Origin of the sequence: Nocardia sp. NPDC046763 (genome assembly GCF_040645495.1) — a bacterium.
GTDB lineage: Bacteria > Actinomycetota > Actinomycetes > Mycobacteriales > Mycobacteriaceae > Nocardia.
In genome coordinates this window covers 41690-64082 of record NZ_JBEYYI010000004.1, presented here as the reverse complement: position 1 = coordinate 64082, position 22393 = coordinate 41690, and the positions used below count along the sequence as shown (strand labels likewise).

Sequence of the window (22393 nt, the reverse complement as noted above, 5' to 3'; positions counted from 1 at the left end):
CCTTACAAGGGTTGGGCATCCCAATCGCTGCGCACCTCGTACGAGGCGACGACGCGATGCATCAGCAGAGGGTCATCGGAATAGGGGCTGTAGCCGGGTAGCTGCAGCGTCTTGATCTCGCCGATCGGCACCGGCCAGCCACCGACCGCGACGACTTGATTGCGAAGCGCGAGCATCCGCGCATGCATGCGCCGGCCGAGGGTGATCGCCACACCAAGGTCGTTTGCGAACAAGTCCAGGGAGACGAGGCCCCGAGCGGTCACCCGGTTGTCGGTGCCGCCCGGAATTTGGGTCACCAGCAGATATGGCAACGTCGGCGGATTCGGCATGTCTATGCCGAGATCACCGAGCCAGTCCACCTGCAGGAACCAGGCGATCACGACCTCACTCAGGTTCGCGAAACTGAATTCGGTTGGCTCCTCCGCTGCCGAGTCGACACTAGATCCGGTGTCGGGCGGCACAGTGTCAGCGATCGGTCCGAAGTCGACGTTCCAGCCCGAATCGACTATCGGAACGGCGACGATGCCAGCATCCGCACCGGCACCGGCGTCGACGGAATCACTCACCGGCTCAGTCCGTGTCGTTTCCGCGCATCTGCGCCGCGGTGCGCAGCATGATCGCGTGCTTGGGCCACTTCTCGGTGCCGTCCTCGATCCACCAGCATTTCCAGTCGTCGTTGACGACACGGCCATGCCATGCGCCGTTGACGAATACCCGCTCGCCGCGGAACGCGCGGGCATAGTCGCCGGGCTCGTTGACGTAGCCGCCCTTGGTGACGTGGCGGCGGGAATGGGTGAGCTCGGCCTCGGCGATACCGCGCCCGATCTCCGCGCCATGCTCGGCGGCCTCCTTCAGCCCATCGCGCACCTCGGCGGATGTCGCCATGAATTCCCCTGCGAGCAGCTCCAATTCCGCTCGCACAGCAGCGATATCGACACTCACTAGCCACTCCTCAATCGAGTGATGAACACGATGTGGTCGAGGTCGCCAGCCGGGTCCTCCACCAGACGAGCGGGGCCTTGAAGCACATAGGTTTTGCCGTTGCGCTGCCACGTCACCGGCGTTTCCGCTTCGGGTACCGGCGTAGGTGCCTGAGTCGGCACCAGAGTGCCGTTCGGCACTGGATAGGTCGGCGGCATCATGCCGCGCGCCACCACGTCCGTCGGATGGACATCCAGATCGTGTTCGGTGCTGCTGAGCTCGCGGAACGAGCAGCCCGGAACGGCCACCGGCGCGTACTCGTACAGGGGCTTGTTGTAACCGTCCCGCTGCTGACTACCATCCGAATTCAACAGCGGCACACGAGCATTGACGATCAGAGTCTCGTCGCCCAGCGCGGTGAACGGCTTCATCAGGACCACCACAGTGAGCGGTCGACCAGCGGCCAGTCCTCGCCGCCGAGAATGATCGGATCCACCGGCCGCATGACGTTTCCGAACTGGCCGACCGGCTGCGTTGGTTTGAACAGCCCCAGCAGCTGTTCGTGGTACGGCGTGAACACCAGCGTCCGGCCCGCATCGTCCGTGGTCGCGGTGCGCGGCCCGGACCATGAATCCGACCGCCCGTCGACGAGATGTGTTCCGGAGTGGATGCCGGGGTACTTCGCCCGCTCCATCGCCGCCCGGACCACGTCAATGCTGACGATGAAGCCGCGCGGGTCGCTGAGCGGGATCGTCTGGCCGATCGCCGCGAACCTATTGGTGATCCACAGGCCCGCGGCGTCCAGCAGCGTTTGACACCACTGCTGGTCCGCCTGGGATTTGAACGTGCACCAGTTGTTCGAGACATCCGACGGTGCGGCGAACGCGAACGCGTCCTGACTCGGCGACGGGCCGGGCATGGACTAGCCGGCCGCCAGCTGGATCAGCTGATCGCGTGTGAGCGCTTCGGCCTCGGCCTGCGTCGCCGCGCGCGTGCCCACCACGTACGCCACCCACTTGTCCTTCGGAGCGGTCGGGGCGGGTCGGTCCGGAGAGTCGGATGGGGCTGCGGGCAGCACTTCGGCAAGCGGGACATCCTCAGCCACACCGGGCGGCAGCAGATCCGGGACTTCCTCGACGAGGCCCATCGTGATCAGATGCGCCTTGGCCTTGGGGCTCAGCCACGGAATGAGCTGATCGCGCAGGTAGTACAGCGCGTTGCCGCCCATGTCGTAGGCGACGATCTGGGGTGCGATTACGAGATATGCCATCGGTCAGACCCCCGTGATAACCCAGGCCGCGTTCGGCTCGATCACGATCGGCACGGTGGACCGGCGGCAGCGCAGGCGCCACTGGTCCTCCTTGTCCTCGCGCATGATCTTCGCCTCGAGGCCCGGAATGCCGTCCTGGGCACGGACATAGCCGGGACCGCCGATCTCCTCGTCGGCCATGCCACCCAACAGGCTGTGGTCGACCAGAATCGCGGTCCCCGGGGTGGGGATGTTCGGCGTGGGCAGCACACGCAACTGGCCGATCTCCGGCAGATCGCCGGTGTAGATCGGGCTGGCTGGCGACTCGCGGCGCAGCAGCAGCGCGATCGCCGGGTCGGAGATGATGTTGGCCCACGTAACGTCGTCCACCGCGAGGGTATCCAGCTCGTAGCCCTGGTTGAGCTTGCGCACCTTCGCCTTCGCGACCATGCAGTCACGGAAGATGGTCGCGGTCGACGAGTTGGCCCAGTTGCCCGAGCCTGCGCCGCCGGTCGCGACGCTGGTCTGGGTCACCTGCGAGGCGATGACCGAAAGCGCGTTGCCATCAACGGTTTTCACCATCTGATTGACAACCTTGATCATGGCACGCTGAACCGGGTCCATGCGGCGGCGCTTGATCGCTTCATCGGTGATCAGCGTGTCCTCGCCCCACTTGGCGGTGTTCGCCATCTGCGCGGGACCCGTGCCGGTGGTGGTCTCCGAGTACGCGGAGCCCGGCGCAACGGGGGCCGGCGGCCGGTCAGAGTAGATGCTTTCGGTCTGCTCGTAGACGATGGCACCACCGGACACCTCGTAGCGGCCCGACAGCAGGTAGTCGGCGATGAAACGCTGCTGCGCGAGGGTGCGCAGCTTGCGCATCACCAGCGCCGGGTTGTTGAGGAACCGGCTGATGGAGATGATGTCGCCGGACAGAGTAGGCGGTGACGGCGGATAAGTCACAGGCATCGGAATTCACTCCCTTCGAAAGGATTTGGAGATGGAGAACGTCACCGGCGCATCAACACTTGGAGCTGACCGCTCGCCGGCGCGGTGACAGCGATCCCGACGACCTGGTTGTAATCGGTGCCCGAACCGAACGCGGCGACAGCGCCACCCGTTGCGGCACACACGGCCGCACCAGCGGTGATCGTCCCGGAGGCGGCCAGCAGCTGCACACCGCCGCCGGCCAGCACGGTGACCGGCTGCCCGACGATCGGCTGATCGAACGCTGCGACACCCACCCAGGCATCGGTCGCCGCCGTGGTGGGCGACACCTGGCCCGAGGCCGAGATGTACACGAGCTGGCCGCCCGTGATCGCGGCCCCGGCGATCAGCGTCAGCCGCAGCGCGCCGCTATAAATGGGGATGTAGTCGGCCATCTCGCTATCCCTTCACTTCGTCGGGCCAGAAGTTGTTGTAGAACTCGTCATCGGACAAGCCCGACACGTCGGGGACCTTGCTCGTACCGATCTCGGTGCCCTCCACCGGAACGACACCGGCGGCGAGGGAATCGAGCAGCGCCGAGGCGCGCGTGAAGTTCTCCTTCAGCGCTTCTTCCCAGGTCTCGCGACTGGCCGGCGCGATCTTGCCCGCGTCGAGCGCGGCCTTGATCACCCGCGCGCGGTCGTCCTCCTCCTGACGCACCCGGGCCGCCGCGCCCTGCTCGGCCTGCGCCTTGAGATCGGCGAACACCTGGGCGTCGATGGCCATCACGCCCTCGGGCAGAGTCGCCGAGGCCCGCGGGCTGGTCGCTTCCTCGAGCGCCTCGTCGCGCTCGCCGATGAGCGCCTTCACCTTGTTCAGCAGGGCGCCGTCATCCGCGTCGGCGCCGACGCCGAGCAGCTTCCGGAGCCCATCGTCGAGAGCAGGCACGGCCTGGTCCTTTCGTGGGGGTGGAACCTTCGCTTGTGCGAAGGACATTCGGGGTGCTGGCGCGTTCGCGCGGCCGGCGTGGGCGAAGATCGACAGATCCCAGCGGTTCGTCGCCGCCTTGTCGTCGCCCTTCTTGCTGGTCTTCAGGACGCGATCGGCGAGACCGGCTTTCACCGCCTCGGCGGCGCTGTACCAGGTCTCGTCGCTCATCACGCCGAGCCAGTCGTCAAGCTCGCCACCAGCTTTGCGCTGGTAGATGGATGCGATGTTGCTGTTGGTGCGGCGCAGATCGTCAGCCATCTTCGCCATGTCGTCGGCGTCGCCGATCGCCAGACCACGCGCGTTGTGCAACATGAGCTCTGCGTTCTCGGCCATCACGAGCTCGTCGGCCGCACCGACGACAATGAACCCCGCCGCCGACGCCGCGAGACCGTCCACGGTGGCGACCACCCGCGCATCGTGCTGCCGCAGCGCATTCATGATCGCGATGCCGTCGTACACGACCCCGCCCGGCGAATTGACGTGCAGCTGAATCTCGCTGGCGTCGAGCTGGCGCAAGTCCGCGACGAACTGCTGCGCAGACACGCCGAAGAACGGGTGGATCTCGTCGTACAGGTCGATCTGTGCCACGGATTCGTTGCCGTCGACTGCGTTTCGAATGCGGTACCAGCTGCTCGGGGCAGCACTGTTCGCCGCGGCACGCATGTGCTCGCGGTAGTGGGACAGATTCACTTACCGTCGTCCTCCGGGTCGTCGGGCCCGTCGATCGCTGGACCGGGCGACGGGACAGGTTCTGGCGCAGGCGGTTTCGGCTCAGCCTCGGGCGCGCCCGGCTGCTTGTCGGGCAGCCCGAACTGGACGCGTACCGCCCGCTCGAGGACGCTGTCCGGCAGCAGCACACCCGCCGCGACCAGCGTTGCGATCGCCTCAGCTGTGGCGTCGTGCATGCTCCCGATCTCGTCGAACACGATCAACGGCGCGGGCTCGTCGGGCCCCCAGTTCAGATCGACCAGGTCCTCGACGATGTGCTGATTGGCGGTGTCGGCGACCGCTTGGGCGAGCGTCTGCAGCGACATCACGAAGAAATCCGCGAACGTCGAGCCCAAAGCCCAACTGCCCGTTTGCGTTCCGAGGTTCAAGAAGTGAGCGAGGATGCTGCGGGCGATCTGCTCGTCGTGGTACCGGATCGGGGTGTTCGCATCGGGAATCTGGCCCTGGATGCCCAGCAGTTGCAGATCCGCGCCGTTCGGCATCGCAACGCCTGAGCTGTCACCGGCACGCAGTCCGGTGGCGATCGCCTGGCCCGCCGCGGTATCGGTCTCCTGCGGTGCAAGCTTGTACGACGGGATGCCCATGCCGTTGCGCTCGATCGTCTGCGCCTGGACCCTGAGCAAGCGGTCCTTGATCATCCAGTTCTTGTAGGCCGGCCGCAGGACACTCGAGCCGATCCAGACGCCGCCCTCACGCTCGTAGATGTAGCCGACCAGCCGCGATACCGGGATCTCCTTGGCGTTGCCCGCACCACCCGCGACGAATCCGCCGGTGACCGTGCCCATGGCGTACTGGCTGATCGACACCAGGCCACCATCGGCCGCCACGGTGATAGCGGCGATGGACTGCGGCATACGCGGGGCGAGCTTCGCCAGATGCGCACGGCCGTCGTCCGAGATCCGGTACACCTGCTCGAAGAACATGTGGCCGTACTGCACCATCAGCAGCGCCAGCCGCGCATGCTCGGTCCAACTGAACCGGCCCCGGGCCCGCGGCTTCGACTTCCGCTGCGAATCCTCGTCCGTTGTCTGCTGGTGCGCGTCCTGGCCGACGATCGGCAGCCTCAGATCGTCGGCGATGTGCTGCACCACCTCGGGCCGGGCGCCGTTCGGGTCGAGCCGCCAGCCGGTCCGGAGGATAGGGAGGGTGAGCGCGCGCAGAATGCTGGCCACCTGCGCGTCCTGGCGTCGCATCCTGTCATAGACGCGTGTGCACAGCGGCCACCGCAGCTCCGGCGTCGTCTCGACGTCGTTGAACCAGTAGTCGCCCGGGTACTGGACGGCGTAGCCCATTTCACGGGTCGGTGCTCGCTTCGCCAGTACCGGTTTGATATCCGCCTTCGTCATCGCTCACCTCCTTTCGTTCAGAAACCCATGCTCATCAGGTCCCCCGTGACAATCGGGGTCTCGCTCGCCTTCACCGCGACCGGCGGCAGCGCCGGGGGCAGCGCCCGGTCGCCGAAGTTCGCCAGCCCCCAGTGCGCCGCGGTCGCCGCCTCCAGCGGACTGATGTCCGCGCCCGGCTCGATCGCGGTCCATGCCCAGCCGCCGCCGGTCATCACCCGCTGCCCGGCCACGCTGAGCGAGCCCTTCAATAGCGGGTCGCCGGTGTGCTGCAACAACGCGCCGATCGCATCCAGGTGGAATGCGCCGCACGCCTGCGCCATCTGCGACGACGACATCGCTTCGGGCTCGATGTCGAGTTTCAGCAGCTCCGGCTTCAAACTCATTGCCGGGTCGTTGCCGTTGATCACCAGCGCGCACGGCTGCATCGCGGCGACCAGACGCGCGATCTCAGCCGCCGCGCCGACGCCGGTGTCGTGGTAGCCAACCTCGATGTGCGTCTTGCCGTCCGTCGTGCGCGAAGCGGCGGCGATGGACAACACCTGTGGACGCTTCGGTGCCAGCGGTGTCATCGACAACCCCAGTGCCACAGCGCCGGTCAACGCCATCCGCCCGGTCAACGCTCGCCACACCTCCGGATCGATGACATCCGGGACGTCTTCCTCTTCGAACCACAGGCCGATCCCCAGCCGCTCGACCGCCCACGTCTCCGGCGCCATCGCGCCCTGCTCGTCACGGATGAATCCGACCGTGATGCGGATGCCCATGCCCGGATTCGCCGCGGCGATCGCCTCCATCGGCGGATCGTTGCGGTCGGTATCGTCCGGAGCGCTCCACTCGTTCAGGCACACCCTCGGATCGCCCGCGATGCCGCGGCGCCGCACCCGCGAGAACGACGCACCGTGCGGCATGATCCGCTTGTCGACCGCACTACCGACCCACCACAGCTGAGGGTTCGGGCGAGATGCCATCGTCGGGACGAGCGAGCCGATCATCGTCGGCTGCACGTACATCGCCTCGTCGAGAAACACGCAATCGCCCTGCAGCCCGCGTCCGCCTGCCGCAATGCGCGTCTTGAATCGGATCCTCTGGCCCGACTTGAGGACGATGCCCTCTTTGCCGTTGGCCGTGTTGACGCTCTTGACCTGACTGTCCAGTTCCGGCGTCGACTGGATCAGCTCCAGCAGCCGATAGAACGCGTCCAGCGCGGTCTCCGTGAGATGCGCGGTGTAGACGATGCGGCGCTCGCCGAACAGAAACAGGCCCGCCAGCTCGCGCGCCTCGATGATGCCGCCCTTGCCGTTCTGCCGGGCGACGATCTCGACCATCTCGAATGCCGCCCACAGACCCTGGTCGGTCTCGCCGAGCGCGTCGATGAGCGATAGCTGCTGCCACAGGTCCAGATCGAGACCGGCGGAAGCCGCCAGCTCGATCGTTTCCTGGCCAGCCGAACTAACTGCTGGCGGAACGCTCCGCAGCCGGGGTGTCTGGCACCCCAACAGCGGCACGCCGCTTGGCGCGGGCGGCAGCAATGTCGTCAAGCTTGCTGCCCTCCTTCTCCGGTGCCTGCAACTTCTCGATCTCGGCCAGCAGCGCCGTCAATTGCCGCGACAACGGCGACAGATCGCGCGCCGAGCACCTCTCGATCGCCCGAGCGAGCCGATCGCGCAACGCAATCAGCGAATCCAGGCGATTTCCGCTCTGAATCACGCTGGAAAAGCTCTGTTTTCGCTGTTCAGACACCTCGGGCCGCCCATTTTGGCGAAAAACGGTGGGGAGGGATGCCTGCCTGATCAAGGGAGGGGGTCAGGAGGGCGGGGGGTTGTATTTTTCGGACAAACCGCCCCCTGAACTGGGTCTCTACCCGCCCAGGTCGACCATCATCGTTGACGGTCACCATGGCAGCAGGCACCAATCCCGGCGGTCATCGTGCGCCGATCCGACGGCCATCCCGGTGAGTGCCGGCCGTTCGTGATCCCTGCGACCATCCCCGCGCGACCGGTTGCACGAGGCGTGTAGCAGCCGATCGGCGAGCACCCCTCCGCGGCTGCGCGATTGGGAGTGGTCGCCGTCCAGCGCCTGTGACAGATACATGGGCTTGCCACACCACCAGCAGGGAGACCCGTCGACGTGGCGCTGCTTGAGCTGCTCGACGGCCTGCTGATGACGCCACCCGAGACCCTTCTGCGTCGTGCTCTTACGCTGCGCGGCCATGGGTGGTGATGTGTTCCGTGCTGCTACGCGCCAGCGCCGGTGTCGCCAGCGTTGACCTTGAACGGCTGCGACGACGAGTTGGCAGTCGGCGCGGCCGGTGCAGTGGTGGCCGGTGCAGTGGTGTCGGGCGCAGCAGCGGCGGCAGGCGCAGTAGCCGGGCTGGTGACACTGGGCGAAGCCGCACCAGCATCGGTGCCGGTGGTGGTGCCACTGTCCGGGGTGGCCGGTGCAGTGGTGGCCGGCGGGGTGGCGGGCGCGGGGGTGATGGTGGTGATGGTGGATGCCGCGGCCTGCTGGATCTGGGCGGCGAGAGCATTCATCTGCGCCAGATCGTCGCTGGTGACCGGGTCAGCATCCGGGGTGGTCACCTTGGCCTGGAGGGCGGCGATCTGGTCGAGCAGCTTCTGCGCGTTCTGCTGCGCCGCGGTGTTGGCGGCGACGAGCTGGTTGAACGCGTTCTGGATCTGGGTCATGTCGCCCTGGAACATGGTGTGCAGGGAGATGGCCTGTGTCATGAGGAGTGCTCCAATCGTGTTGCGCAGATCGGCGATCTGCGTGATGAGGAATCCGGCCCAGATCGGGATGTCTCCGTCGTGGGCTTTGCGGACGTGGCCGCCTTCGAGGAACTCGCGCCACGCTTCGGGTTCGAAGTGGCTCATGCCGTTTCGGTGTCGCTGTGCTGTGCGGCGTCACGCGCTTCGCTGGCGTGCAGCGAGGCTTGTGATGCGCTCAATGCGTCATAGTCCGTCGCGAAGTTGGCGTAGAGCGAAATCGCGACGAGGTAGAACACGCTGAGCCGGAGCCAAATACCTTGCGCCAGAAAGAAAACCAGCGTCACGGCAATAAAGTTGATGAGCCAGAACCGCAGGAACCACTTGTGAATCGCGATCTGGGTGGCCGCGTCCTCTTCGAAGTCGTGAACGAACTTCCGGAGCAGCGCGACAATCCAGGCGTGGCGCGTGACGCCAGTGGGACGAACGAAAGCCGCGCCGTTGCTGCGGTGCAGCCGGTGGCGCGGCTTGTCGGCCGGATTGGTCACGCGAACAGGGTTGCGAACAGGGCAGTCAGGACGGGCACAAGACCGGCGAGCGCGGCACCCCCGGCGGCAGACAGAGAGGTGAGCATGAGCAACCCCTTTCAGAGGTGAATAAGTGGCTGAACGCCCATATCCGGGCATGAAAAAACCGCCGCGATCCGACTCCGGGGTCGGGTCGTCAGCGGCGGGATCGTGTGCCACCGTACCTCAGAATTAGACGGAGGTGCCATTCTCGGCGGTCATCGGCCCTGCCAGCCGCTCGGCCGCGATGCGTGCGTAGGCGGAGGTGCCCTCGATGCCGAGGAATCGCCTCCCCTCGGCGAGCGCAGCGGCACCGGTTGTGCCGCTGCCGGCGAACGGATCCAGGATCAACCCATCGGCGGGGACGGTGCGCACCAGGTGACGCATCAGCTCAAGTGGCTTCTGTGTGATGTGTTGCCGCACTTTACCTCTGGGGCTGGCCAGGGTGTAGACGCCGGGCAGGCATGGCGGCTTGTGGTCGCGGTCAATGGTGCCGTGCGAGGCCCACAACACGTACTCGGCGCCGTTGGCGAACCCAGGCTGCGGACGCGCGCCTGTCTTGGCCCACACCACGATTCCACGCCATCGCCACCCAGCGCACTGGATCGCATCCGACAGCGCCGGAAGTTGCCGCCAGTCGGTGAACACCAGCGCCTGGCCACCGGGCCGGACCAGGCGCAGTGCTTCGCCGAGCCAGATAGACGACCAGATCGTGAAGCTGCGCTGGTCACGCTGGTCGGGGAAATCGGGCATCGCCTTGCCCGACTTGGAATCCGAGCTGACGTACTTCTGCACGGCGCTCCGGCTCGTCCGATCGCTGGTTGTGGTGCCGCCGGAGCAGTACGGCGGATCTGTGATCAGCGCGTCGAACGCACCGTCCGGGAGCTGACGCATGGTGTTGAGGGCTTCGCCGTGGATCACGCGGTCACCGGCGATGGCGGCTTCCGGGGTGGTGAAGGCGAGCGGATCGATGGGGTCGAATGGCATTCGACACCCCCTTTCGTGGCACGAAAAAACCGCCGCTGACCGGGCTCCAAGAGCGTGCGGTCAGCAGCGGTTGTCTGTGTCACGATACATGACTTTGACGTTTTCGCAGATCAGTGTGCTGCGGCGCCCCTATCGGAGTTCATGCTGCTGATCGTCTCCGCCTCATCGCTGGCTGTCGCTGACCGGCTCGCTGAAGACCTGACGAATTGCTGCGAGGCTGTCGCTGACCGCATTCACGAAATCGTCGGCCTGCTCATGGGTAACGCTCAGTGCGCCAGTCGTGACCTGTCTGGCGAGGTTGGTAATCACGACGCCATCGTTCATGATCTGGGACGTTGGTTGCGACGAGGTCAACAGGACCGGGCCACCGGGGAGCGGCGAACCGCTTCGCATCATGCTGTACACCAGTTGGAATGCCTCATCTGCTCGGGTAACACGATATTCGGGAGTGCTCAGCGGATCTCGAAAGGCGATATAGCGAGCAGCAGCGTCGGCCAACTGCGCGATCACTTGCCGGCTGGCCGGACCGTCTAAGAGGGCGATCTCGGGCCGGTTCGGCGCTACGACCTCGACCTCGACACTCAGCTGGCCTTCGCCCGTTCCAGACCGCTCTACCTCGACGGACACTGGGACGGGCTTGCTTTCCTCGCCCTCACCTTCTCGGCGGGAGGAAAGTTGGGCGAGTGTCAACTGGAACATCTGGGCTGAGAATTTCTGCTCACCTTCAACACGGTGAACGACTGCGGCAGCGAATCCCAGCCCAGTCCCGAAGAGAGCGAATGCCACTGTGGGGGCCTGGTCCAGCTCTGTCAGATATCCAACGGCCGCAATGGAAACGAACGTAGCGCTCAATACGGCAAGCCAGGCGTTCGCCCCTCGGCCCGTGAATTTCCTTCCAACAGACTTGATCCCCTCTTTCGACGCTGCCCACCATTTTGGTTCGCTCATGCAGCCGATCCTCCCTTGTTCCGTTCGCGCACGGCCAGTTTCAGCGCGTCGCCGAGCCGGTACACCTGCGTGTCGCGCTCGTCGATGCGATGGTCGGTGATGCGCACGCCCTGCGGCCCGACATGCTGCCAGCCGCGCGGCTCGATCCGATGGTCTTGCGCCCATCGGTACACGGTGCGCCGCGGAGTGGGAGCGCCGAGGGCCCCGAGCAGCCGCACGAGGTTGGCGACGGTGTGCAGCTCGTCCTCGACCGCTGCGCGAGCGTCGGCCTGGATGCGCGCGATCTCGTATTTCGAGCGACACCGGCGACAGCGAACCCACGTGGCCTCGACCTGCGCGCGCAGCTCGGCCGCGCACACGCTGCCGTCGGTGAGCTGCGCCGGACAGGGACCGAGGTACCGCAGCTCAATCGGCCGGTCGACAACCGCACGCAGACCGGCGACGGCATGCCTGACGTCAACGAGCAGCTCGTGGGCAGCCTCGTGCCGACGTAGATCGTGCGGGTGGCAGGCCAGCCACACGGCGGCCTGCTCGAGTGGACTCGCCGGCGCAATGGGCAGCGCCGTGGGGTCTCTAGTGGCGCCGCGGTTGTTGTGGGTAAGAACGACCAATCCCGTTGCGCCGATGGGAATCTCGACACCGAGGTCTTCGGCGAGCAGCCGCGCCCAGGTGGTGACTGCGTTTTCGAGACGCATCAGCGCGCGGTCTCCGACGAGCTCAGCGCCGACCGGGTCGCCGTCGCTGCGGGCAGTCGACCGCACGGGGAGCGCCGTTTCCGCGGATCGACCGCCATCACGGCCAGCGCTGAACCGTGCCGCGCCGATGCGCGTGATGGTGAGATCCACGAAGAGTCCAGGGATGGACTGCAGAAGCTCGACAAGATCGTTGCTGCACTTGGCGCACAGCGGTAGCCGGTCTGGGACCGGACGCTTACACCCGCCGCAAGTAATCTCAGCCATTGGATGACTCCCGCCGCCCTTCCTCCGGTGACAGGCTGAGAGTGACCACCACGGTGCCGTCGGCCCGGTACAGGATGTGCATCCACGGGTAGTACTTGTCGCGCAGGTTGCACAGCAGCCTCACGAGCTCGCGCAGCGTGAACCCGATCGTCCCGCCGGGGAGGCGTTGCGGCATCAGATCAGCCCTTTCCTGGTTAGCGCCTCGATCGCCCCCTCGGCGATGTGGCCGGCGTGGGCGTAGGCGCGCACCTTCTGGCCACCTTTGAGCGGGTGTTGCAGGTGGTAGGTGAGCTTTTCGACGTCCGGCCCATTGGCCTTGATGTGGTCAGCAATGACCTTGGCGTAGTGGCGGGCGTAGTCCTCGTGGCCGACCAAGTTGACGCCGGTGTGGGTGACCTGGCCGTCCTTGCGCAGCTCGGCCGAGCGCATCCACTCCACCAGCGCTTCCTCCATCGGGCAGGGCGGTGCCACGCGGAACCGGATGCCCGTGGGCTCGGGCGCTTCCACGCCTTCGAGCTGGTGCGCCCACATCGCCCGGCCGCGGGCAGGCAGTTTCCGCGGGCCGCACGGGCAGTCGGGTGACTGGATGTGGTCCTGGGTGTCATCGGGCGGGATGACGTGCATGTCGGGCAGCGTCATTGCGCACCGCCTGGATCGCCGATGAGTTCCTTCTTCGTCACCGTCACCAGGCCCAATGGGCCGTTGCCATCGCTGTCGACGATGGCCTCGTCGGGCCAGTCGGCAAGCTCGGCGAGGAATGCACGCAGATGGCCGAGCCTGATGCGTTGTACGTCCCGGCGGTCGAGATAGGCGGTCTTGGTCACCCGATAGCTGGAAGGCGGCGGGACTTGCTGCCCGTACGGGTCGATGTCGCTCAGTGAAGTCATCGTAGATACCTACCTATCCTCGGGATGGGAATCCGTTGCGCCGCAAGATGGGTCGCGGCATTCGTACTGGATCTGGCCGTCGGTCACACCGAGGCAATCCCAGTCGTGCGCGTGCTCGGCCCAGGTGATTTCGATCCAGAGCGCGCCGGGCTTACCGCGCTCGGCGGGGTGAATGATCGGCTCCGGTTTGGCCATGTGCCGCGGGATGTCGTCGGGCACCATGCCGTAGCCGGGGTGCGTCTTGGTCCCGGCGGCCAGGGCGTCATACGCAGGCTTCGCTGTGGCCGCGAGGTTGTCAGTGTCCCTGCGCCGGTTGTCGCGCGGCCGGTAGTGCAGCTGGACAGTGACGTGGTCGAGTCCGCGTGGCAGGTCAGCGGCTTGCGCAAGGCGGTGAACCGTACCGCGGACTTCGGCGACTGTGCGGGCGTGCGCATATCGTGCGCCGGGCGTGCGCCCGCGATCGTTGAGGCTGAGAGGTGGTGCGGTCCAAGGCAATTCGAGGATGGCACGACCGGTCATTCGGTCACCTCGGTCCAGTCGGTGACGTAGCGCCGCGCTCGAAGGAATGGCTTTGCCGCATCGGTGGTCTTGAACATGTCGGTCTCGAACCCGGTCGGCAGCAGCTCGCCGAGGGCGTTGACCGCGGCCGTAGCGCGCTCGAGGATCACTCCACGTACGAACGCCGGGGCGTCGGGCCAGTCGCCGAGGGTCGAGCGCCCGGTCTCTTTGATCGCGCGGGTAGTAGCTGCGGCGTGCAGGGCCGCTGCCGCGCGGGCGATCGCCTCGGCCTTGATCTGCTCAGTGTTCATTCATCACCTCGCTGAGGTCTTTTCCGAAGGGCACGAACCATGCCCGGCAGAACTGGTCGGCGTTCGCTGCGCGCATCGCCGCGATCTCGTCCGGGTACGGGGTCGCCTTGCCGGGCCCTTCGGCATCCCAGTAGCGGTGCGCGACCACCCACACACCGGCCTCCTCCAGCTCCCGCAGCCGCGCGGCCTCATCGCCACACAGTGGGCTGACGTGCGGGCTCAGCGCTGACGCGATGCGCGTGCCCCAATCGACCATGCATTTGCCGTGCCATGCGACGCCGGCGACATAGACGTGGTCCTTGTCTCCGAGGACGGACCGCGCGCAGGACGGGCAGAGGTAGTCGTCAGGGTCGGCCATGGTGTTGTGGTCAGACATCACGGGTCTCCTTGGGCTGCCAATCGCGCACGAGGATCGTGCAGTCGAGCGACTTGTGAATGAGCTGTGGCGGATGGGTTTTCAGGTTGAACGGGTTGTCTCGCCAGAAGCGGGCGCGCCGGGCTGCCTCGGCGAACCACTCGACGCGCCGCCGCCAGAGGTAGGCGCGCCATGCCCTGAGCGGGTTGAGGGTCATTCGCCAACTCCCAAATCGCGCAGGCGCTTCCGGACGCCCTCCATCACGGGCCCGTCCTCAGTGGCGTCGTGGATGGCTCGCTTCAGCTTCTGCGTCGGGACAGGCATCTTCACGCCGACCACCTGGTGAATGGCGTCGAGTGCCTGGTGGATGACGCCGTCGAGATGGCCAGCGACGTACGCCTCGGCGATGAGGTCTCGGTCAGACATCGATCTCCTCCCAGACCTTGCGGCCGGTCGATTCGACGATGTTGCCGATGCTTTCGAGCAGGCCGTCTTGGTCGGTCCATGTGCCGTCTTCGTCGGGCCGGACGCGACGGGCGATCTCGTCGAGCGCCTTCCGGGCGGCGAGCAGTTCGGCCATTGCCATGCGCACACACCCTTCCTTGTGGGCGTAGGCCATGGCCTCGAGGTCGGCGTCGGTCAGCTCGGCTGGGGTGCTGTTGCGGATCTGATGCTCGCGCCGGGCGTACTCGTCGGGCTGGTCGTCGGTGAGCTCAGGCATTGGCCACCTCCTCGGCGTCGAGAACCGCGAGCGCGGCGTTGTAGAGGGCGATGAACCGCGGCGTCCTGGCCATGTCGCGCCAGCCCTGGATGTCGTCGCGGGTGTCGAAGTGGCGGGCGATGAGCGCGCCGCGTCCTTCGAAGGTGCGGATGTCGCCTTGCGAGTCGCGACCGGCCGGGGCGTCCAGTGTCGGTGTGCCGATGACCTCGACGTTGTCGGCGAGCAGGGTCACGGTCACGGTGGGCCCGTCACCGGGTATGGCATTCGGGATCGGGCCGTCTAGGCCGATGGCCCACGGGAATTCGCGGCCATCGACGAACAGCGTCATGCGCTCGTGGTCGATGACGATGCGCTTGGCAATCTCAGACACGGTGTCTCCGTTCGAATTTCGGGCGCAGGTGGGGTTTGCAGGTCAGGCATGGTTGCGGGTTGTCGCCGTCGCGGTCGATCCATCCGTCGTCGCATCGCGGGTCGTGGGCGGCGGGCTCCTCGTCGACCTGCTCGCCGGTCCGGTCACGCATCGGCATCCACTCGCTCGGACTCCTCGGCATCGACGTCGGGCGTGTGCTCGGCGGGACGGGCGGCCATCGCGGCACGCATGAGCGCTACGCCCCGGCGGCCACGGTCGGCGGTGTCCGGGTCGTGGTCGCAGACCGTGGTGCCGCGGTAGCCGTCGGTGTCGCACAGCGAGCAATTCGCGACGGCGAGCGCGCGGGCCTCGGCGGTGCGTTTCGTCTCGGCGGTGCGTTTGGCGGCCTGGGCCTGGACGAGGGCGGCGTCGTGCGCCTGGCGGGCCTTGCGGGCGTCGCCGCATGCGTGGCAGTTGGCCGTGGTCCCGTCGGGGTGGTGGTCGCAGTACGGCGATGGCGGCTCGGCCTCGCCAAGGCGGCCGGCCTCGTAGTCGATCCGCTCGTCGAGCAGCGCGGTGCACTTGGTGCACTCGGGCAGCCAGTAATCGGGGTGCTCTGCGTGATGCTTCGGGGGTGGGGGGTCGTTGCGCGGCTCGCGCGCCTGCGCGACGGGACGTTCCCCCGTTACGTAACCCCCAGGGGTGATAGGTGAGAGGTGATAGGTGCTAGGGCTTTCGGACCGATCCTGATTGGTATTCCGATTGGTATTCCCATTGGTGTTCAAAGCACTAATCAGGGGGGTATCGCCGTCGTCGGACTCGACCGGGGCGGTTGGTGTTTCGACCCGATCCGCATCGGTGTTCGGGACCGTCTCGGATCGGTGTTCGGGACCGATCTCGATTGGTGTCTCGTACCGGTCCTGATTACCAATCGGATTGGTGTCTCGATTGGTATTCGGATTGGTAATCCGGGGCATGATGCCGAGGTCCTCCAGGGACCGCTCGGCGAGCAGCCGGTCGAGCTTCGCCCGGGACATCGGGTGCGTCCACGACGAGTACTCGGGGGCCTCCTCGCGCAGTCGCTGGACCTCGGTCACGACGCCGGCGCGCAGCTTGCGGGACGCGAGGCCCTGGTATGCCTTGACCAGCGCCACGGCCATCGTGGGATTGCGGAGCAGCTCGTCCCAGTGAATGTGCTTGATCACCAACGCCTCTTCGGTGGCGCTGTCGAACAGGCCGAAGCCAGCCGCCTCGTACTCGGCAGCGGCGGCCTCGATCGCGTCCACGGTCCAGCCGCGGGCGCGGGGTACCAGTCGGGCGGGGCGCCAGTCGACGCGCCCGCAGTAGGAGACCTCGGGCCCATGGCGCAGCACGTAGTCGAGGTGCTGCGCGGCCGGGCTCAGGTCCGTGTAATCGGCGTCATCCCAGATCCACAGGGGATTGCGGGCGTACTCACGCGCCATGGTTGGCCTCCACTTCCAGACGCAGCAGACCGGCCTCGCACAGCACGTTGGAGGGCAGCATGCGCCCGTCCTGCGACTTGGCGAAGTGAGCCCGTACCGCGGCGACCGCGAAACCGGCCGTCAGCCAGCAGCGACAGGCGCGCCCCGGCGTGCAGTCGAAAATCCATGCCCAGGCGTAGATCTGGCACTCAAGCGGGTCGACGAAGAGAGTGTTGTAGCGAGCGGCGACCTGGAACACGGCCACTGCGACGTCACGGGCCCGGTCGGAAACCGGGTCCTCCTCGAGCGGTGTGCCGTAGGACAGGATGGACCGCTTCCATGCCTCGTGATCGCCATGCCAGCGCGGTCCGGGCCCGGATTCGTCAACGGTCACGACGAAACCTCCTGCGGTAGTTCGAATAGGGGAATCTCGGTCGCGGCGCGGCGAGCGTCGACGACGAGCCAGCCGCCGCAGCGCGCGCACTGCACAGCCACGCGCATGCCGTCGGGCAGCTCATCCATCGCGCCCACCGAGGTCGAACAGGCCGGGCGAAGCCGCATCGGCGTCGCCACGGCAGTTGGCGCACAACAGACCTCGCGGCACTTCGACGTCAGGGGCGAACGGCGTATGGCATTCCCGGCAGTCCATGAGGACCACCGGGCCGTGCTTGCCCACCCGGTAGCGGTGCGGAATCGGCCGCCGCTGGTCCGGTTTCGCCACGCGGGCGGGGACCGCGGCCCGGCTGCTGCCAGGCCACGGCCCTGCCACGACGTTGCCCTCGCTCATGTCCGGTAGACGATTTCTACGATCCGGTCCTGGATCCACGTCTGGACGGTGGACTTCTAATCGTTGGCGAGTGCGCCAATGCCGGTGATGGTTGCGTTGATGACGAGGGCGGCCTCGGTCGCGTCGACCAGCTGGCCGATGCGCTTCTCGATCTGGCCAAGGCGTTCCTCGACGGCGAGCAGGGCGCGCACGGTCGCCTCACTGGCGTAGGACATCGCGGTCCTCGTGTCTTCGGTTCGGGCCCAATACCGGAGGGAGCTAAGCGCTTCAGCGCGATGGTCGCTCACTGTGCACCGCCCTCGGACGCGCCGGTGATCTGGTCGTACCAGCGCATCGCCCAGCGGGCATCACCCATGGCGGTGTGCCGCTCGTCCGCGTTCGGTGGCTCGACACCGCAGGCGCGCGACAGGTCGTCGGACTTCCAGGGCAGCGTGAGCTGCTCGCGGATCGACTCGGGCATCACGGCTTTCGCCGGTGCTGCCGCGCCGTGCAGCCAGCCGACGGCCATGCTCGCGACGTCAACGAGGTGGTAATGCCATGCGGGCGTGAGGTGCTGGGAACGCAGCAGATTGGCAAGCACCTCCGCGTCGAAGTTCGGGACCAGGCCGACGATGTGCGCGCCGTGCGTCCAGCGCGCTACCTCGTGAGCCGCATCCCTGGGGCGCAGGAATTCGCTGGCCTCTTTGTATCCGAAGCAGAAGTCGGGAATGGTGCCCGCGAGATACCGGCCGTAGGGGTGGCGATCGTAGAACCGGCCGACCTTCAGACCGAAGGGATCAGCAGTCTCGAGGTCGATATCGATGAAGAACTGAGTTTCTTGCTGCGGGCCGTCGGGCTCGCGGCGGATCATCGCGACCTCGTACGCACGACGCCCGGAGTGGACGCCGTCGGTTTCGCAATCCAGGAAGCAGATGGGGGCATTCATGGTACGAACTGGCCTTTCATGTTTCGGGAGCTGCGAATGTCGTTCATGCCGGCACCTTGTCGGTGGCCGGTTCGACGGCGAGGATGCGTTCGGCGATCTCGGGGTTCATGTACAGCTTTTTGGCGCGCATGAGATTCGAGAGCGTGGTTTGGGATATGCGCGCCTGCTCGACGATCTGCTCGCGAGTCATGGACGCCCTCAGCTGCTTGACGTGGGCGCGTACGGGCGCGGCATCGGCGAGCCCTTGCGAGCACGGCACGCACTTCGCGAATGGAGTCGTGAACTGGCGCCCACACTCACATGTCCTCACAGGCAGAGGCTTTCGCGCAGGCCCAGACTTTTTCACGCCGAGCCACGTCTGCAGGGCTCGCCGGCCGGACACGGTCGCACAGTCGAATCCGGCCCAGATGCCTTCGTTCGCGCCGAGGGTGTCCGCGAGGCGTCCACACTCCAGTCGGACCGGGCACCCATCGACGCAAATGCCTCCAGCTTCACGCCGCGCGTCGGGATCATTCTCCGCGAACCACAGCGCCGACCTTCCCTCGCAAGCGGCGCGCTTCTCCTGGCTCACAGCGCACCCATCCCCTGAGCGATGTCGTTGTGGCGCTGCCGGGATGGGTCGTCGGGGCACGCCTCGTCGGCCCACGGGTCATCCCCGATCAGGCCATCGCCGTCACAGTCGGGGCAGGTGCGCCCGTGGTCCACTTCGCCGGTACCGCTGCAGCGTTCGCATTCGACGGCGTCGCGGATCAGGTTCTCGGGATCGGTCATCGCACACCGCCGTTCGCGTTCACCGACGCAGGTCCGCGCTTGGCGTTCACCTCGCGCAGGTTTCGGCTGAACAGCATGCCCCGCAGCTCATCTCGTTGATCCTTGATATTGGTGATCTGAGTCCGGCAGCTGCGTATCGTCTTCTTGAGAGCGCTGACCTTCTCTTCGAGATGCGCGATCGTGCGCGCGTGAATGTCGGCCCTCTTCGCTGCAATATCGAGCTCGCCGCGCAGCCGCACGTTCTCGTCGACCAGCTCGTCGAGGTTCTCTGGATCAGTCATCGCGAAACCTCCTGCGCGGAGACCGCCAGCATCCCGACCACCTTCCGGACGCGGTCGGCTAGCTTCGGAAGCCCTTCGAAATCCAGCTCTTTCGCGACCTCGACCAGCACGGTGACGGCCATGGCGTCGAGTACCGGCACGCTGTCGGTGGACGCGGGCCCGGGCGTCGGGAACGGGATGGGCATGCTCATTCGGCCACCCCCTTACCGACCGACGCCTCGGCCTGCGCCTGTTCGGTCTCGCACCACACCTCAACGCGTTTGACGGGCAGCCCAGAGATGCGGCCATGGAAGATGCGGAAGGGACCCGAGATCTCTTCGTTCTCAAGGCCCAACAGCGCCGCCCACTGTGCAGCGACTGCCGCCGGATCGGCGTGGTGGACGCTGTGCGCCATTCCGCTGAGCTGGGAGTCGTGCGGGTCGACCGGCATCCGCCACTGCAGCGGCGGCGCGTCCGTCGCGAGTGCATTCATGAAATCGGAGACAGCGGAGTCGACGGCCCTCTGAAGTTCCCAGCGGTCCACGGTGATCGGTGCCTGAGTCACCAGGTCACCACCTGACCGTCGTCGAGCAGCTGGGGCCGGTCGACGCAGACCTCGAGGCGCTCGTCGTAGATGGGGAACACCAGGGTCGGCGCGTCCGAAAACGCTTTCGCCTGCAGCGCGGCGGCGACTGTGGGGTGCGGGTTGCGGCGGAAGAGCTTCCAGCCCTTCCAGCCGCGACGGTGCTTGACCATTACAATCTCCTTGATCTCTGGAATGCGCCCCGCTGAGCTCCACCTCGGCGGGGCGCGGTGTTTTCAGGGGTTTGGCAGGTCGCCCAGCGCGGGGAAGTTGTCGCCCGCGCTGGGCTTCCCGATCCTCTGGTCGACGAGCCATTTGCCAGAGGACGGATGACGGCCGCGAGCCTCGCGGCGGAGATCGGATTGCAGCTCGCGGAGATCGGAGATCAGCGCGGCGGCGAGCCAGAGCGCGACGGCGACGGAGATGGCCCCGCAGACACCCACCGCCTGCCCGAATCGATGCTTCACAGCGGCGCTCCCCAGCAGGTCAACCACTCACCGAGCAGCCAGCCACCCGCGATGATGAGCAGCGCGACAGCGACCCAGCCGAGCATGGCGGCGAGGTCTGAATCCAGGTGCGGGTGAGGACAATTCACGCAATCACCCCGTTTCCGGTCGCCGGAGCGTCGTCCACTCCGGCGACCGGCCGCTCTCCTACTGTTGGGGCGCTAGTTCCATCAACCGAAGGAGAAGATTCATGACTGCTCCGCACCGGCTCGCCGACATCACCCTTCCGGAGGAGGCCGTGCGCACACAGAAGGTCAAGAGCCTCGCCGAGAACTTGTTCCTCAACGGGCGCGACGAGGTTGCCCGTCAGGTACTGCTGTTCGGACTGCTGGGCGTCGTCGCCGAGCTCGAGGCCGAGGCCGCCGTCAATCGAGGCAGTCAGACGGTCCACGCGGGCGAATAGGATCTCCACCGCGGTCCGTAGCACCGCCAGTTGACAGCTCGACGTGTCCTCGTGCCATACGCGCAACGGGGGCACGCCGAGCGCGGTACGAACGTCAGCGTCCTGGAGAACGCTGTGCTCGACCAGATGTCCGATGGCCTCGCGCATCTCCTCGTCGGCTTCCGCGAGGGCACGCTCACGCTCGGCGGCGATCTCCTCACGCACGATCCGCCGTACATCAGCCTCGGACAGATCACTCATCGCGGCATCACCACCAGGCCAAGCCATCCCAGGGTGAAGACCACGAGCATCGTGATCACGGCCATAACCAGCAAGGTTCGCGGGTTGATGGTGGTCATAGCGGCCACGCTCCGGCGAGGTTCCAGTCGGGCATCAGAATCGGTGTGGGCTCCGGTGTGGGCTGCGGCAGCTCGCGGACCCATGCGTAGACGGTCGGGCGCAGAATCGACGGTTCAGCCTCGACTTCAGAGCACGCGAGACTGATCAACTGAGGCAGCGCCACGATGGCCAGCAGCCACACGCCAACGAAGATCGCGACGATCATGCGGGCCCCCAGGGCAGGCAACCGATCGGGGTCTGCATGGGCAGCAGGATCTCGGGAATCGGCTTCGGGGCGGGGTGAATCAGTGAGTGAATCCAGGCGAGCAGGTCCATGGATATCTCCTTGTCTGCGTTGGGATTTCGGGTTGTGCGTCGATCGGCGGGACGACTTGACTATTCGTCCCCTTCAGGAGTGCAGGACTTCGAATACGAGACGAGCTCGTCGTGGTCGAAGAACACCCGGCCGCCGTCGACGCGACCGATGATCTTTCCTGCCATCCGCAGCCGGTCGAGAGTGCTTATTGAGATCGAAAGCATCTGTGCTGCATCAGCTTTCGTGTATCGGATGCGCATGCGATCGGATGCGATGGTGGTCATGACACCACCTGAGCCTTGATAGATCCTTCGACCTTCGCGACGAGCTCCGAAGACGGCACTCCGACCATCTCGGAGATCCGGAAAAGCTCGGACATGGTGAACGACTTGGCCCCCGCGATACGTCGTTCCCATGTGGTTTCGGCTATGCCGACGTGCTTCCAGACCTCTTTTTGGGTGATTCCCGCTGCATTGATGGCGTCCTTGACGACCTCGGCTAGGACAAGATCATTGGGGTCCATACGGTCCACAATAACCCCCGATTGGGGGTCCTACAAGTACCGAATGGTCGCCAATGTGAGCGTTGTGTCGAACAACCGGCCGACGATGCGAAGGCACTTGCCAGGTCTCGGTTCGGT

Annotated in this window: 46 protein-coding genes and 1 pseudogene; all 47 read right to left on the bottom strand. The window is 66.2% G+C overall.

The genetic code is table 11. The features are described from left to right. Positions 1-2: 2 nt before the first annotated feature. Complete coding sequence (locus ABZ909_RS07805; RefSeq protein ID WP_356996938.1) at positions 3-566, bottom strand: hypothetical protein; 564 nt, start codon at positions 564-566, stop codon at positions 3-5. 4 nt (positions 567-570) lie between these two features. Next, the gene (locus ABZ909_RS07800) at positions 571-942 is read right to left on the bottom strand and encodes a hypothetical protein (protein WP_356996937.1); all 372 of its coding nucleotides are present in this window, start codon (positions 940-942) and stop codon (positions 571-573) included. Continuing rightward, positions 942-1352, bottom strand: coding sequence for a hypothetical protein (locus ABZ909_RS07795; protein ID WP_356996936.1), 411 nt, complete (start codon positions 1350-1352; stop codon positions 942-944). Before ABZ909_RS07795 ends, ABZ909_RS07800 begins: the two co-directional genes overlap by 1 nt. Further along, positions 1352-1840 (bottom strand): hypothetical protein, encoded by a 489-nt coding sequence (locus ABZ909_RS07790; RefSeq protein ID WP_356996935.1) that lies wholly within the window; start codon positions 1838-1840, stop codon positions 1352-1354. The genes ABZ909_RS07795 and ABZ909_RS07790 overlap by 1 nt, the downstream gene beginning before the upstream one ends. 3 nt (positions 1841-1843) lie before the next feature. Next, positions 1844-2191 carry a hypothetical protein gene (locus ABZ909_RS07785; protein ID WP_356996934.1) on the bottom strand — a complete coding sequence of 116 codons (348 nt, stop codon included), beginning with the start codon at positions 2189-2191 and terminating at the stop codon, positions 1844-1846. A 3-nt stretch (positions 2192-2194) separates the two neighbouring features. Next, positions 2195-3049 carry a hypothetical protein gene (locus ABZ909_RS07780; protein WP_356997311.1) on the bottom strand — a complete coding sequence of 285 codons (855 nt, stop codon included), beginning with the start codon at positions 3047-3049 and terminating at the stop codon, positions 2195-2197. Positions 3050-3177: 128 nt separating this feature from the next. Next, positions 3178-3549, bottom strand: coding sequence for a DUF2190 domain-containing protein (locus ABZ909_RS07775; RefSeq protein ID WP_356996933.1), 372 nt, complete (start codon positions 3547-3549; stop codon positions 3178-3180). 4 nt (positions 3550-3553) lie between these two features. Further along, positions 3554-4774 (bottom strand): head maturation protease, ClpP-related, encoded by a 1221-nt coding sequence (locus tag ABZ909_RS07770; RefSeq protein ID WP_356996932.1) that lies wholly within the window; start codon positions 4772-4774, stop codon positions 3554-3556. Continuing rightward, positions 4771-6159, bottom strand: coding sequence for a DUF935 family protein (locus ABZ909_RS07765; RefSeq protein ID WP_356996931.1), 1389 nt, complete (start codon positions 6157-6159; stop codon positions 4771-4773). The genes ABZ909_RS07770 and ABZ909_RS07765 overlap by 4 nt, the downstream gene beginning before the upstream one ends. 17 nt (positions 6160-6176) lie before the next feature. Further along, positions 6177-7697 carry a hypothetical protein gene (locus ABZ909_RS07760; protein ID WP_356996930.1) on the bottom strand — a complete coding sequence of 507 codons (1521 nt, stop codon included), beginning with the start codon at positions 7695-7697 and terminating at the stop codon, positions 6177-6179. Beyond that, positions 7609-7899: a hypothetical protein gene (locus ABZ909_RS07755; protein ID WP_356996929.1), complete on the bottom strand. Its 291-nt coding sequence runs from the start codon at positions 7897-7899 to the stop codon at positions 7609-7611. The genes ABZ909_RS07760 and ABZ909_RS07755 overlap by 89 nt, the downstream gene beginning before the upstream one ends. 150 nt (positions 7900-8049) lie before the next feature. Beyond that, complete coding sequence (locus tag ABZ909_RS07750; protein WP_356996928.1) at positions 8050-8370, bottom strand: hypothetical protein; 321 nt, start codon at positions 8368-8370, stop codon at positions 8050-8052. 23 nt (positions 8371-8393) lie between these two features. Then, positions 8394-9029, bottom strand: coding sequence for a hypothetical protein (locus ABZ909_RS07745; RefSeq protein ID WP_356996927.1), 636 nt, complete (start codon positions 9027-9029; stop codon positions 8394-8396). After that, entirely contained in the window at positions 9026-9409 is a 384-nt protein-coding gene (locus ABZ909_RS07740; RefSeq protein WP_356996926.1) for a hypothetical protein, read from the bottom strand. The genes ABZ909_RS07745 and ABZ909_RS07740 overlap by 4 nt, the downstream gene beginning before the upstream one ends. Positions 9410-9619: 210 nt before the next feature. Further along, entirely contained in the window at positions 9620-10414 is a 795-nt protein-coding gene (locus ABZ909_RS07735) for a site-specific DNA-methyltransferase (protein WP_356996925.1), read from the bottom strand. A 162-nt stretch (positions 10415-10576) separates the two neighbouring features. Next, positions 10577-11362 (bottom strand): hypothetical protein, encoded by a 786-nt coding sequence (locus ABZ909_RS07730; RefSeq protein ID WP_356996924.1) that lies wholly within the window; start codon positions 11360-11362, stop codon positions 10577-10579. Then, on the bottom strand, positions 11359-12207 hold the full coding sequence (locus tag ABZ909_RS07725) for a hypothetical protein (RefSeq protein ID WP_356996923.1): 849 nt from the start codon (positions 12205-12207) through the stop codon (positions 11359-11361). The genes ABZ909_RS07730 and ABZ909_RS07725 overlap by 4 nt, the downstream gene beginning before the upstream one ends. A 106-nt stretch (positions 12208-12313) precedes the next feature. Then, on the bottom strand, positions 12314-12496 hold the full coding sequence (locus ABZ909_RS07720; RefSeq protein ID WP_356996922.1) for a hypothetical protein: 183 nt from the start codon (positions 12494-12496) through the stop codon (positions 12314-12316). Beyond that, on the bottom strand, positions 12496-12960 hold the full coding sequence (locus ABZ909_RS07715) for a hypothetical protein (RefSeq protein WP_356996921.1): 465 nt from the start codon (positions 12958-12960) through the stop codon (positions 12496-12498). Before ABZ909_RS07715 ends, ABZ909_RS07720 begins: the two co-directional genes overlap by 1 nt. Next, positions 12957-13208, bottom strand: coding sequence for a hypothetical protein (locus tag ABZ909_RS07710; RefSeq protein WP_356996920.1), 252 nt, complete (start codon positions 13206-13208; stop codon positions 12957-12959). Before ABZ909_RS07710 ends, ABZ909_RS07715 begins: the two co-directional genes overlap by 4 nt. Before the next feature lie 9 nt (positions 13209-13217). After that, positions 13218-13727 carry a hypothetical protein gene (locus tag ABZ909_RS07705; protein ID WP_356996919.1) on the bottom strand — a complete coding sequence of 170 codons (510 nt, stop codon included), beginning with the start codon at positions 13725-13727 and terminating at the stop codon, positions 13218-13220. Then, positions 13724-14017, bottom strand: a complete 294-nt coding sequence (locus ABZ909_RS07700) for a hypothetical protein (protein WP_356996918.1) — start codon at positions 14015-14017, stop codon at positions 13724-13726. The genes ABZ909_RS07705 and ABZ909_RS07700 overlap by 4 nt, the downstream gene beginning before the upstream one ends. Further along, positions 14007-14393, bottom strand: coding sequence for a hypothetical protein (locus ABZ909_RS07695; RefSeq protein ID WP_356996917.1), 387 nt, complete (start codon positions 14391-14393; stop codon positions 14007-14009). Before ABZ909_RS07695 ends, ABZ909_RS07700 begins: the two co-directional genes overlap by 11 nt. Further along, positions 14386-14589: a hypothetical protein gene (locus ABZ909_RS07690; RefSeq protein WP_356996916.1), complete on the bottom strand. Its 204-nt coding sequence runs from the start codon at positions 14587-14589 to the stop codon at positions 14386-14388. Before ABZ909_RS07690 ends, ABZ909_RS07695 begins: the two co-directional genes overlap by 8 nt. Then, positions 14586-14798: a hypothetical protein gene (locus ABZ909_RS07685; protein WP_356996915.1), complete on the bottom strand. Its 213-nt coding sequence runs from the start codon at positions 14796-14798 to the stop codon at positions 14586-14588. The genes ABZ909_RS07690 and ABZ909_RS07685 overlap by 4 nt, the downstream gene beginning before the upstream one ends. Then, entirely contained in the window at positions 14791-15093 is a 303-nt protein-coding gene (locus ABZ909_RS07680) for a hypothetical protein (protein ID WP_356996914.1), read from the bottom strand. The genes ABZ909_RS07685 and ABZ909_RS07680 overlap by 8 nt, the downstream gene beginning before the upstream one ends. After that, positions 15086-15463, bottom strand: coding sequence for a hypothetical protein (locus tag ABZ909_RS07675; RefSeq protein WP_356996913.1), 378 nt, complete (start codon positions 15461-15463; stop codon positions 15086-15088). The genes ABZ909_RS07680 and ABZ909_RS07675 overlap by 8 nt, the downstream gene beginning before the upstream one ends. Further along, positions 15456-15614: a hypothetical protein gene (locus ABZ909_RS07670; RefSeq protein ID WP_356996912.1), complete on the bottom strand. Its 159-nt coding sequence runs from the start codon at positions 15612-15614 to the stop codon at positions 15456-15458. Before ABZ909_RS07670 ends, ABZ909_RS07675 begins: the two co-directional genes overlap by 8 nt. Continuing rightward, positions 15607-16905, bottom strand: coding sequence for a hypothetical protein (locus ABZ909_RS07665; RefSeq protein WP_356996911.1), 1299 nt, complete (start codon positions 16903-16905; stop codon positions 15607-15609). The genes ABZ909_RS07670 and ABZ909_RS07665 overlap by 8 nt, the downstream gene beginning before the upstream one ends. Beyond that, positions 16895-17278 (bottom strand): hypothetical protein, encoded by a 384-nt coding sequence (locus ABZ909_RS07660; RefSeq protein ID WP_356996910.1) that lies wholly within the window; start codon positions 17276-17278, stop codon positions 16895-16897. Before ABZ909_RS07660 ends, ABZ909_RS07665 begins: the two co-directional genes overlap by 11 nt. Next, entirely contained in the window at positions 17275-17406 is a 132-nt protein-coding gene (locus ABZ909_RS07655; protein WP_356996909.1) for a hypothetical protein, read from the bottom strand. The genes ABZ909_RS07660 and ABZ909_RS07655 overlap by 4 nt, the downstream gene beginning before the upstream one ends. Then, on the bottom strand, positions 17399-17671 hold the full coding sequence (locus ABZ909_RS07650; protein ID WP_356996908.1) for a hypothetical protein: 273 nt from the start codon (positions 17669-17671) through the stop codon (positions 17399-17401). Before ABZ909_RS07650 ends, ABZ909_RS07655 begins: the two co-directional genes overlap by 8 nt. A 56-nt stretch (positions 17672-17727) precedes the next feature. Further along, on the bottom strand, positions 17728-17886 hold the full coding sequence (locus ABZ909_RS07645) for a hypothetical protein (RefSeq protein WP_356996907.1): 159 nt from the start codon (positions 17884-17886) through the stop codon (positions 17728-17730). A gap of 68 nt (positions 17887-17954) precedes the next feature. Next, complete coding sequence (locus tag ABZ909_RS07640; RefSeq protein WP_356996906.1) at positions 17955-18596, bottom strand: hypothetical protein; 642 nt, start codon at positions 18594-18596, stop codon at positions 17955-17957. 43 nt (positions 18597-18639) lie between these two features. Next, complete coding sequence (locus ABZ909_RS07635; protein ID WP_356997336.1) at positions 18640-18786, bottom strand: hypothetical protein; 147 nt, start codon at positions 18784-18786, stop codon at positions 18640-18642. Positions 18787-18990: 204 nt separating this feature from the next. Further along, a pseudogene (locus ABZ909_RS07630) lies at positions 18991-19167 on the bottom strand (WhiB family transcriptional regulator); the annotation flags it as partial. Then, positions 19164-19367 carry a hypothetical protein gene (locus ABZ909_RS07625; RefSeq protein ID WP_356996905.1) on the bottom strand — a complete coding sequence of 68 codons (204 nt, stop codon included), beginning with the start codon at positions 19365-19367 and terminating at the stop codon, positions 19164-19166. The pseudogene ABZ909_RS07630 and the gene ABZ909_RS07625, both read right to left, overlap by 4 nt. Next, entirely contained in the window at positions 19364-19648 is a 285-nt protein-coding gene (locus ABZ909_RS07620; RefSeq protein WP_356996904.1) for a hypothetical protein, read from the bottom strand. Before ABZ909_RS07620 ends, ABZ909_RS07625 begins: the two co-directional genes overlap by 4 nt. Next, complete coding sequence (locus ABZ909_RS07615; protein WP_356996903.1) at positions 19645-19839, bottom strand: hypothetical protein; 195 nt, start codon at positions 19837-19839, stop codon at positions 19645-19647. The genes ABZ909_RS07620 and ABZ909_RS07615 overlap by 4 nt, the downstream gene beginning before the upstream one ends. Then, entirely contained in the window at positions 19836-20192 is a 357-nt protein-coding gene (locus ABZ909_RS07610; RefSeq protein WP_356996902.1) for a hypothetical protein, read from the bottom strand. Before ABZ909_RS07610 ends, ABZ909_RS07615 begins: the two co-directional genes overlap by 4 nt. Further along, entirely contained in the window at positions 20189-20383 is a 195-nt protein-coding gene (locus tag ABZ909_RS07605) for a hypothetical protein (RefSeq protein WP_356996901.1), read from the bottom strand. The genes ABZ909_RS07610 and ABZ909_RS07605 overlap by 4 nt, the downstream gene beginning before the upstream one ends. 63 nt (positions 20384-20446) lie before the next feature. Continuing rightward, entirely contained in the window at positions 20447-20677 is a 231-nt protein-coding gene (locus ABZ909_RS07600) for a hypothetical protein (protein ID WP_356996900.1), read from the bottom strand. After that, positions 20674-20805, bottom strand: a complete 132-nt coding sequence (locus tag ABZ909_RS07595; RefSeq protein WP_356996899.1) for a hypothetical protein — start codon at positions 20803-20805, stop codon at positions 20674-20676. Before ABZ909_RS07595 ends, ABZ909_RS07600 begins: the two co-directional genes overlap by 4 nt. Continuing rightward, positions 20802-21359 (bottom strand): hypothetical protein, encoded by a 558-nt coding sequence (locus tag ABZ909_RS07590; RefSeq protein ID WP_356996898.1) that lies wholly within the window; start codon positions 21357-21359, stop codon positions 20802-20804. The genes ABZ909_RS07595 and ABZ909_RS07590 overlap by 4 nt, the downstream gene beginning before the upstream one ends. A 94-nt stretch (positions 21360-21453) precedes the next feature. Continuing rightward, the gene (locus ABZ909_RS07585; protein ID WP_356996897.1) at positions 21454-21663 is read right to left on the bottom strand and encodes a hypothetical protein; all 210 of its coding nucleotides are present in this window, start codon (positions 21661-21663) and stop codon (positions 21454-21456) included. Between the two features lie 170 nt (positions 21664-21833). Beyond that, positions 21834-22037, bottom strand: coding sequence for a helix-turn-helix domain-containing protein (locus ABZ909_RS07580; RefSeq protein WP_356996896.1), 204 nt, complete (start codon positions 22035-22037; stop codon positions 21834-21836). Continuing rightward, positions 22034-22276, bottom strand: coding sequence for a helix-turn-helix transcriptional regulator (locus ABZ909_RS07575; protein WP_356996895.1), 243 nt, complete (start codon positions 22274-22276; stop codon positions 22034-22036). The genes ABZ909_RS07580 and ABZ909_RS07575 overlap by 4 nt, the downstream gene beginning before the upstream one ends. Between the last annotated feature and the right edge of the window lie 117 nt (positions 22277-22393).

Coding starts and splice junctions, on each gene's coding strand:
- ABZ909_RS07795 (WP_356996936.1), bottom strand. CDS start 1,352: ATGAAGCCGTTCACCGCGCTGGGCGACGAGACTCTGATCGTCAATGCT.
- ABZ909_RS07790 (WP_356996935.1), bottom strand. CDS start 1,840: ATGCCCGGCCCGTCGCCGAGTCAGGACGCGTTCGCGTTCGCCGCACCG.
- ABZ909_RS07785 (WP_356996934.1), bottom strand. CDS start 2,191: ATGGCATATCTCGTAATCGCACCCCAGATCGTCGCCTACGACATGGGC.
- ABZ909_RS07780 (WP_356997311.1), bottom strand. CDS start 3,049: ATGCGCAAGCTGCGCACCCTCGCGCAGCAGCGTTTCATCGCCGACTAC.
- ABZ909_RS07775 (WP_356996933.1), bottom strand. CDS start 3,549: ATGGCCGACTACATCCCCATTTATAGCGGCGCGCTGCGGCTGACGCTG.
- ABZ909_RS07765 (WP_356996931.1), bottom strand. CDS start 6,159: ATGACGAAGGCGGATATCAAACCGGTACTGGCGAAGCGAGCACCGACC.
- ABZ909_RS07750 (WP_356996928.1), bottom strand. CDS start 8,370: ATGGCCGCGCAGCGTAAGAGCACGACGCAGAAGGGTCTCGGGTGGCGT.
- ABZ909_RS07745 (WP_356996927.1), bottom strand. CDS start 9,029: ATGAGCCACTTCGAACCCGAAGCGTGGCGCGAGTTCCTCGAAGGCGGC.
- ABZ909_RS07735 (WP_356996925.1), bottom strand. CDS start 10,414: ATGCCATTCGACCCCATCGATCCGCTCGCCTTCACCACCCCGGAAGCC.
- ABZ909_RS07730 (WP_356996924.1), bottom strand. CDS start 11,362: ATGAGCGAACCAAAATGGTGGGCAGCGTCGAAAGAGGGGATCAAGTCT.
- ABZ909_RS07720 (WP_356996922.1), bottom strand. CDS start 12,496: ATGCCGCAACGCCTCCCCGGCGGGACGATCGGGTTCACGCTGCGCGAG.
- ABZ909_RS07715 (WP_356996921.1), bottom strand. CDS start 12,960: ATGACGCTGCCCGACATGCACGTCATCCCGCCCGATGACACCCAGGAC.
- ABZ909_RS07710 (WP_356996920.1), bottom strand. CDS start 13,208: ATGACTTCACTGAGCGACATCGACCCGTACGGGCAGCAAGTCCCGCCG.
- ABZ909_RS07705 (WP_356996919.1), bottom strand. CDS start 13,727: ATGACCGGTCGTGCCATCCTCGAATTGCCTTGGACCGCACCACCTCTC.
- ABZ909_RS07700 (WP_356996918.1), bottom strand. CDS start 14,017: ATGAACACTGAGCAGATCAAGGCCGAGGCGATCGCCCGCGCGGCAGCG.
- ABZ909_RS07695 (WP_356996917.1), bottom strand. CDS start 14,393: ATGTCTGACCACAACACCATGGCCGACCCTGACGACTACCTCTGCCCG.
- ABZ909_RS07690 (WP_356996916.1), bottom strand. CDS start 14,589: ATGACCCTCAACCCGCTCAGGGCATGGCGCGCCTACCTCTGGCGGCGG.
- ABZ909_RS07685 (WP_356996915.1), bottom strand. CDS start 14,798: ATGTCTGACCGAGACCTCATCGCCGAGGCGTACGTCGCTGGCCATCTC.
- ABZ909_RS07680 (WP_356996914.1), bottom strand. CDS start 15,093: ATGCCTGAGCTCACCGACGACCAGCCCGACGAGTACGCCCGGCGCGAG.
- ABZ909_RS07670 (WP_356996912.1), bottom strand. CDS start 15,614: ATGCGTGACCGGACCGGCGAGCAGGTCGACGAGGAGCCCGCCGCCCAC.
- ABZ909_RS07665 (WP_356996911.1), bottom strand. CDS start 16,905: ATGGCGCGTGAGTACGCCCGCAATCCCCTGTGGATCTGGGATGACGCC.
- ABZ909_RS07655 (WP_356996909.1), bottom strand. CDS start 17,406: ATGGATGAGCTGCCCGACGGCATGCGCGTGGCTGTGCAGTGCGCGCGC.
- ABZ909_RS07650 (WP_356996908.1), bottom strand. CDS start 17,671: ATGAGCGAGGGCAACGTCGTGGCAGGGCCGTGGCCTGGCAGCAGCCGG.
- ABZ909_RS07645 (WP_356996907.1), bottom strand. CDS start 17,886: ATGTCCTACGCCAGTGAGGCGACCGTGCGCGCCCTGCTCGCCGTCGAG.
- ABZ909_RS07640 (WP_356996906.1), bottom strand. CDS start 18,596: ATGAATGCCCCCATCTGCTTCCTGGATTGCGAAACCGACGGCGTCCAC.
- ABZ909_RS07635 (WP_356997336.1), bottom strand. CDS start 18,786: ATGACTCGCGAGCAGATCGTCGAGCAGGCGCGCATATCCCAAACCACG.
- ABZ909_RS07625 (WP_356996905.1), bottom strand. CDS start 19,367: ATGACCGATCCCGAGAACCTGATCCGCGACGCCGTCGAATGCGAACGC.
- ABZ909_RS07620 (WP_356996904.1), bottom strand. CDS start 19,648: ATGACTGATCCAGAGAACCTCGACGAGCTGGTCGACGAGAACGTGCGG.
- ABZ909_RS07615 (WP_356996903.1), bottom strand. CDS start 19,839: ATGAGCATGCCCATCCCGTTCCCGACGCCCGGGCCCGCGTCCACCGAC.
- ABZ909_RS07605 (WP_356996901.1), bottom strand. CDS start 20,383: ATGGTCAAGCACCGTCGCGGCTGGAAGGGCTGGAAGCTCTTCCGCCGC.
- ABZ909_RS07590 (WP_356996898.1), bottom strand. CDS start 21,359: ATGAGTGATCTGTCCGAGGCTGATGTACGGCGGATCGTGCGTGAGGAG.
- ABZ909_RS07585 (WP_356996897.1), bottom strand. CDS start 21,663: ATGATCGTCGCGATCTTCGTTGGCGTGTGGCTGCTGGCCATCGTGGCG.
- ABZ909_RS07580 (WP_356996896.1), bottom strand. CDS start 22,037: ATGACCACCATCGCATCCGATCGCATGCGCATCCGATACACGAAAGCT.
- ABZ909_RS07575 (WP_356996895.1), bottom strand. CDS start 22,276: ATGGACCCCAATGATCTTGTCCTAGCCGAGGTCGTCAAGGACGCCATC.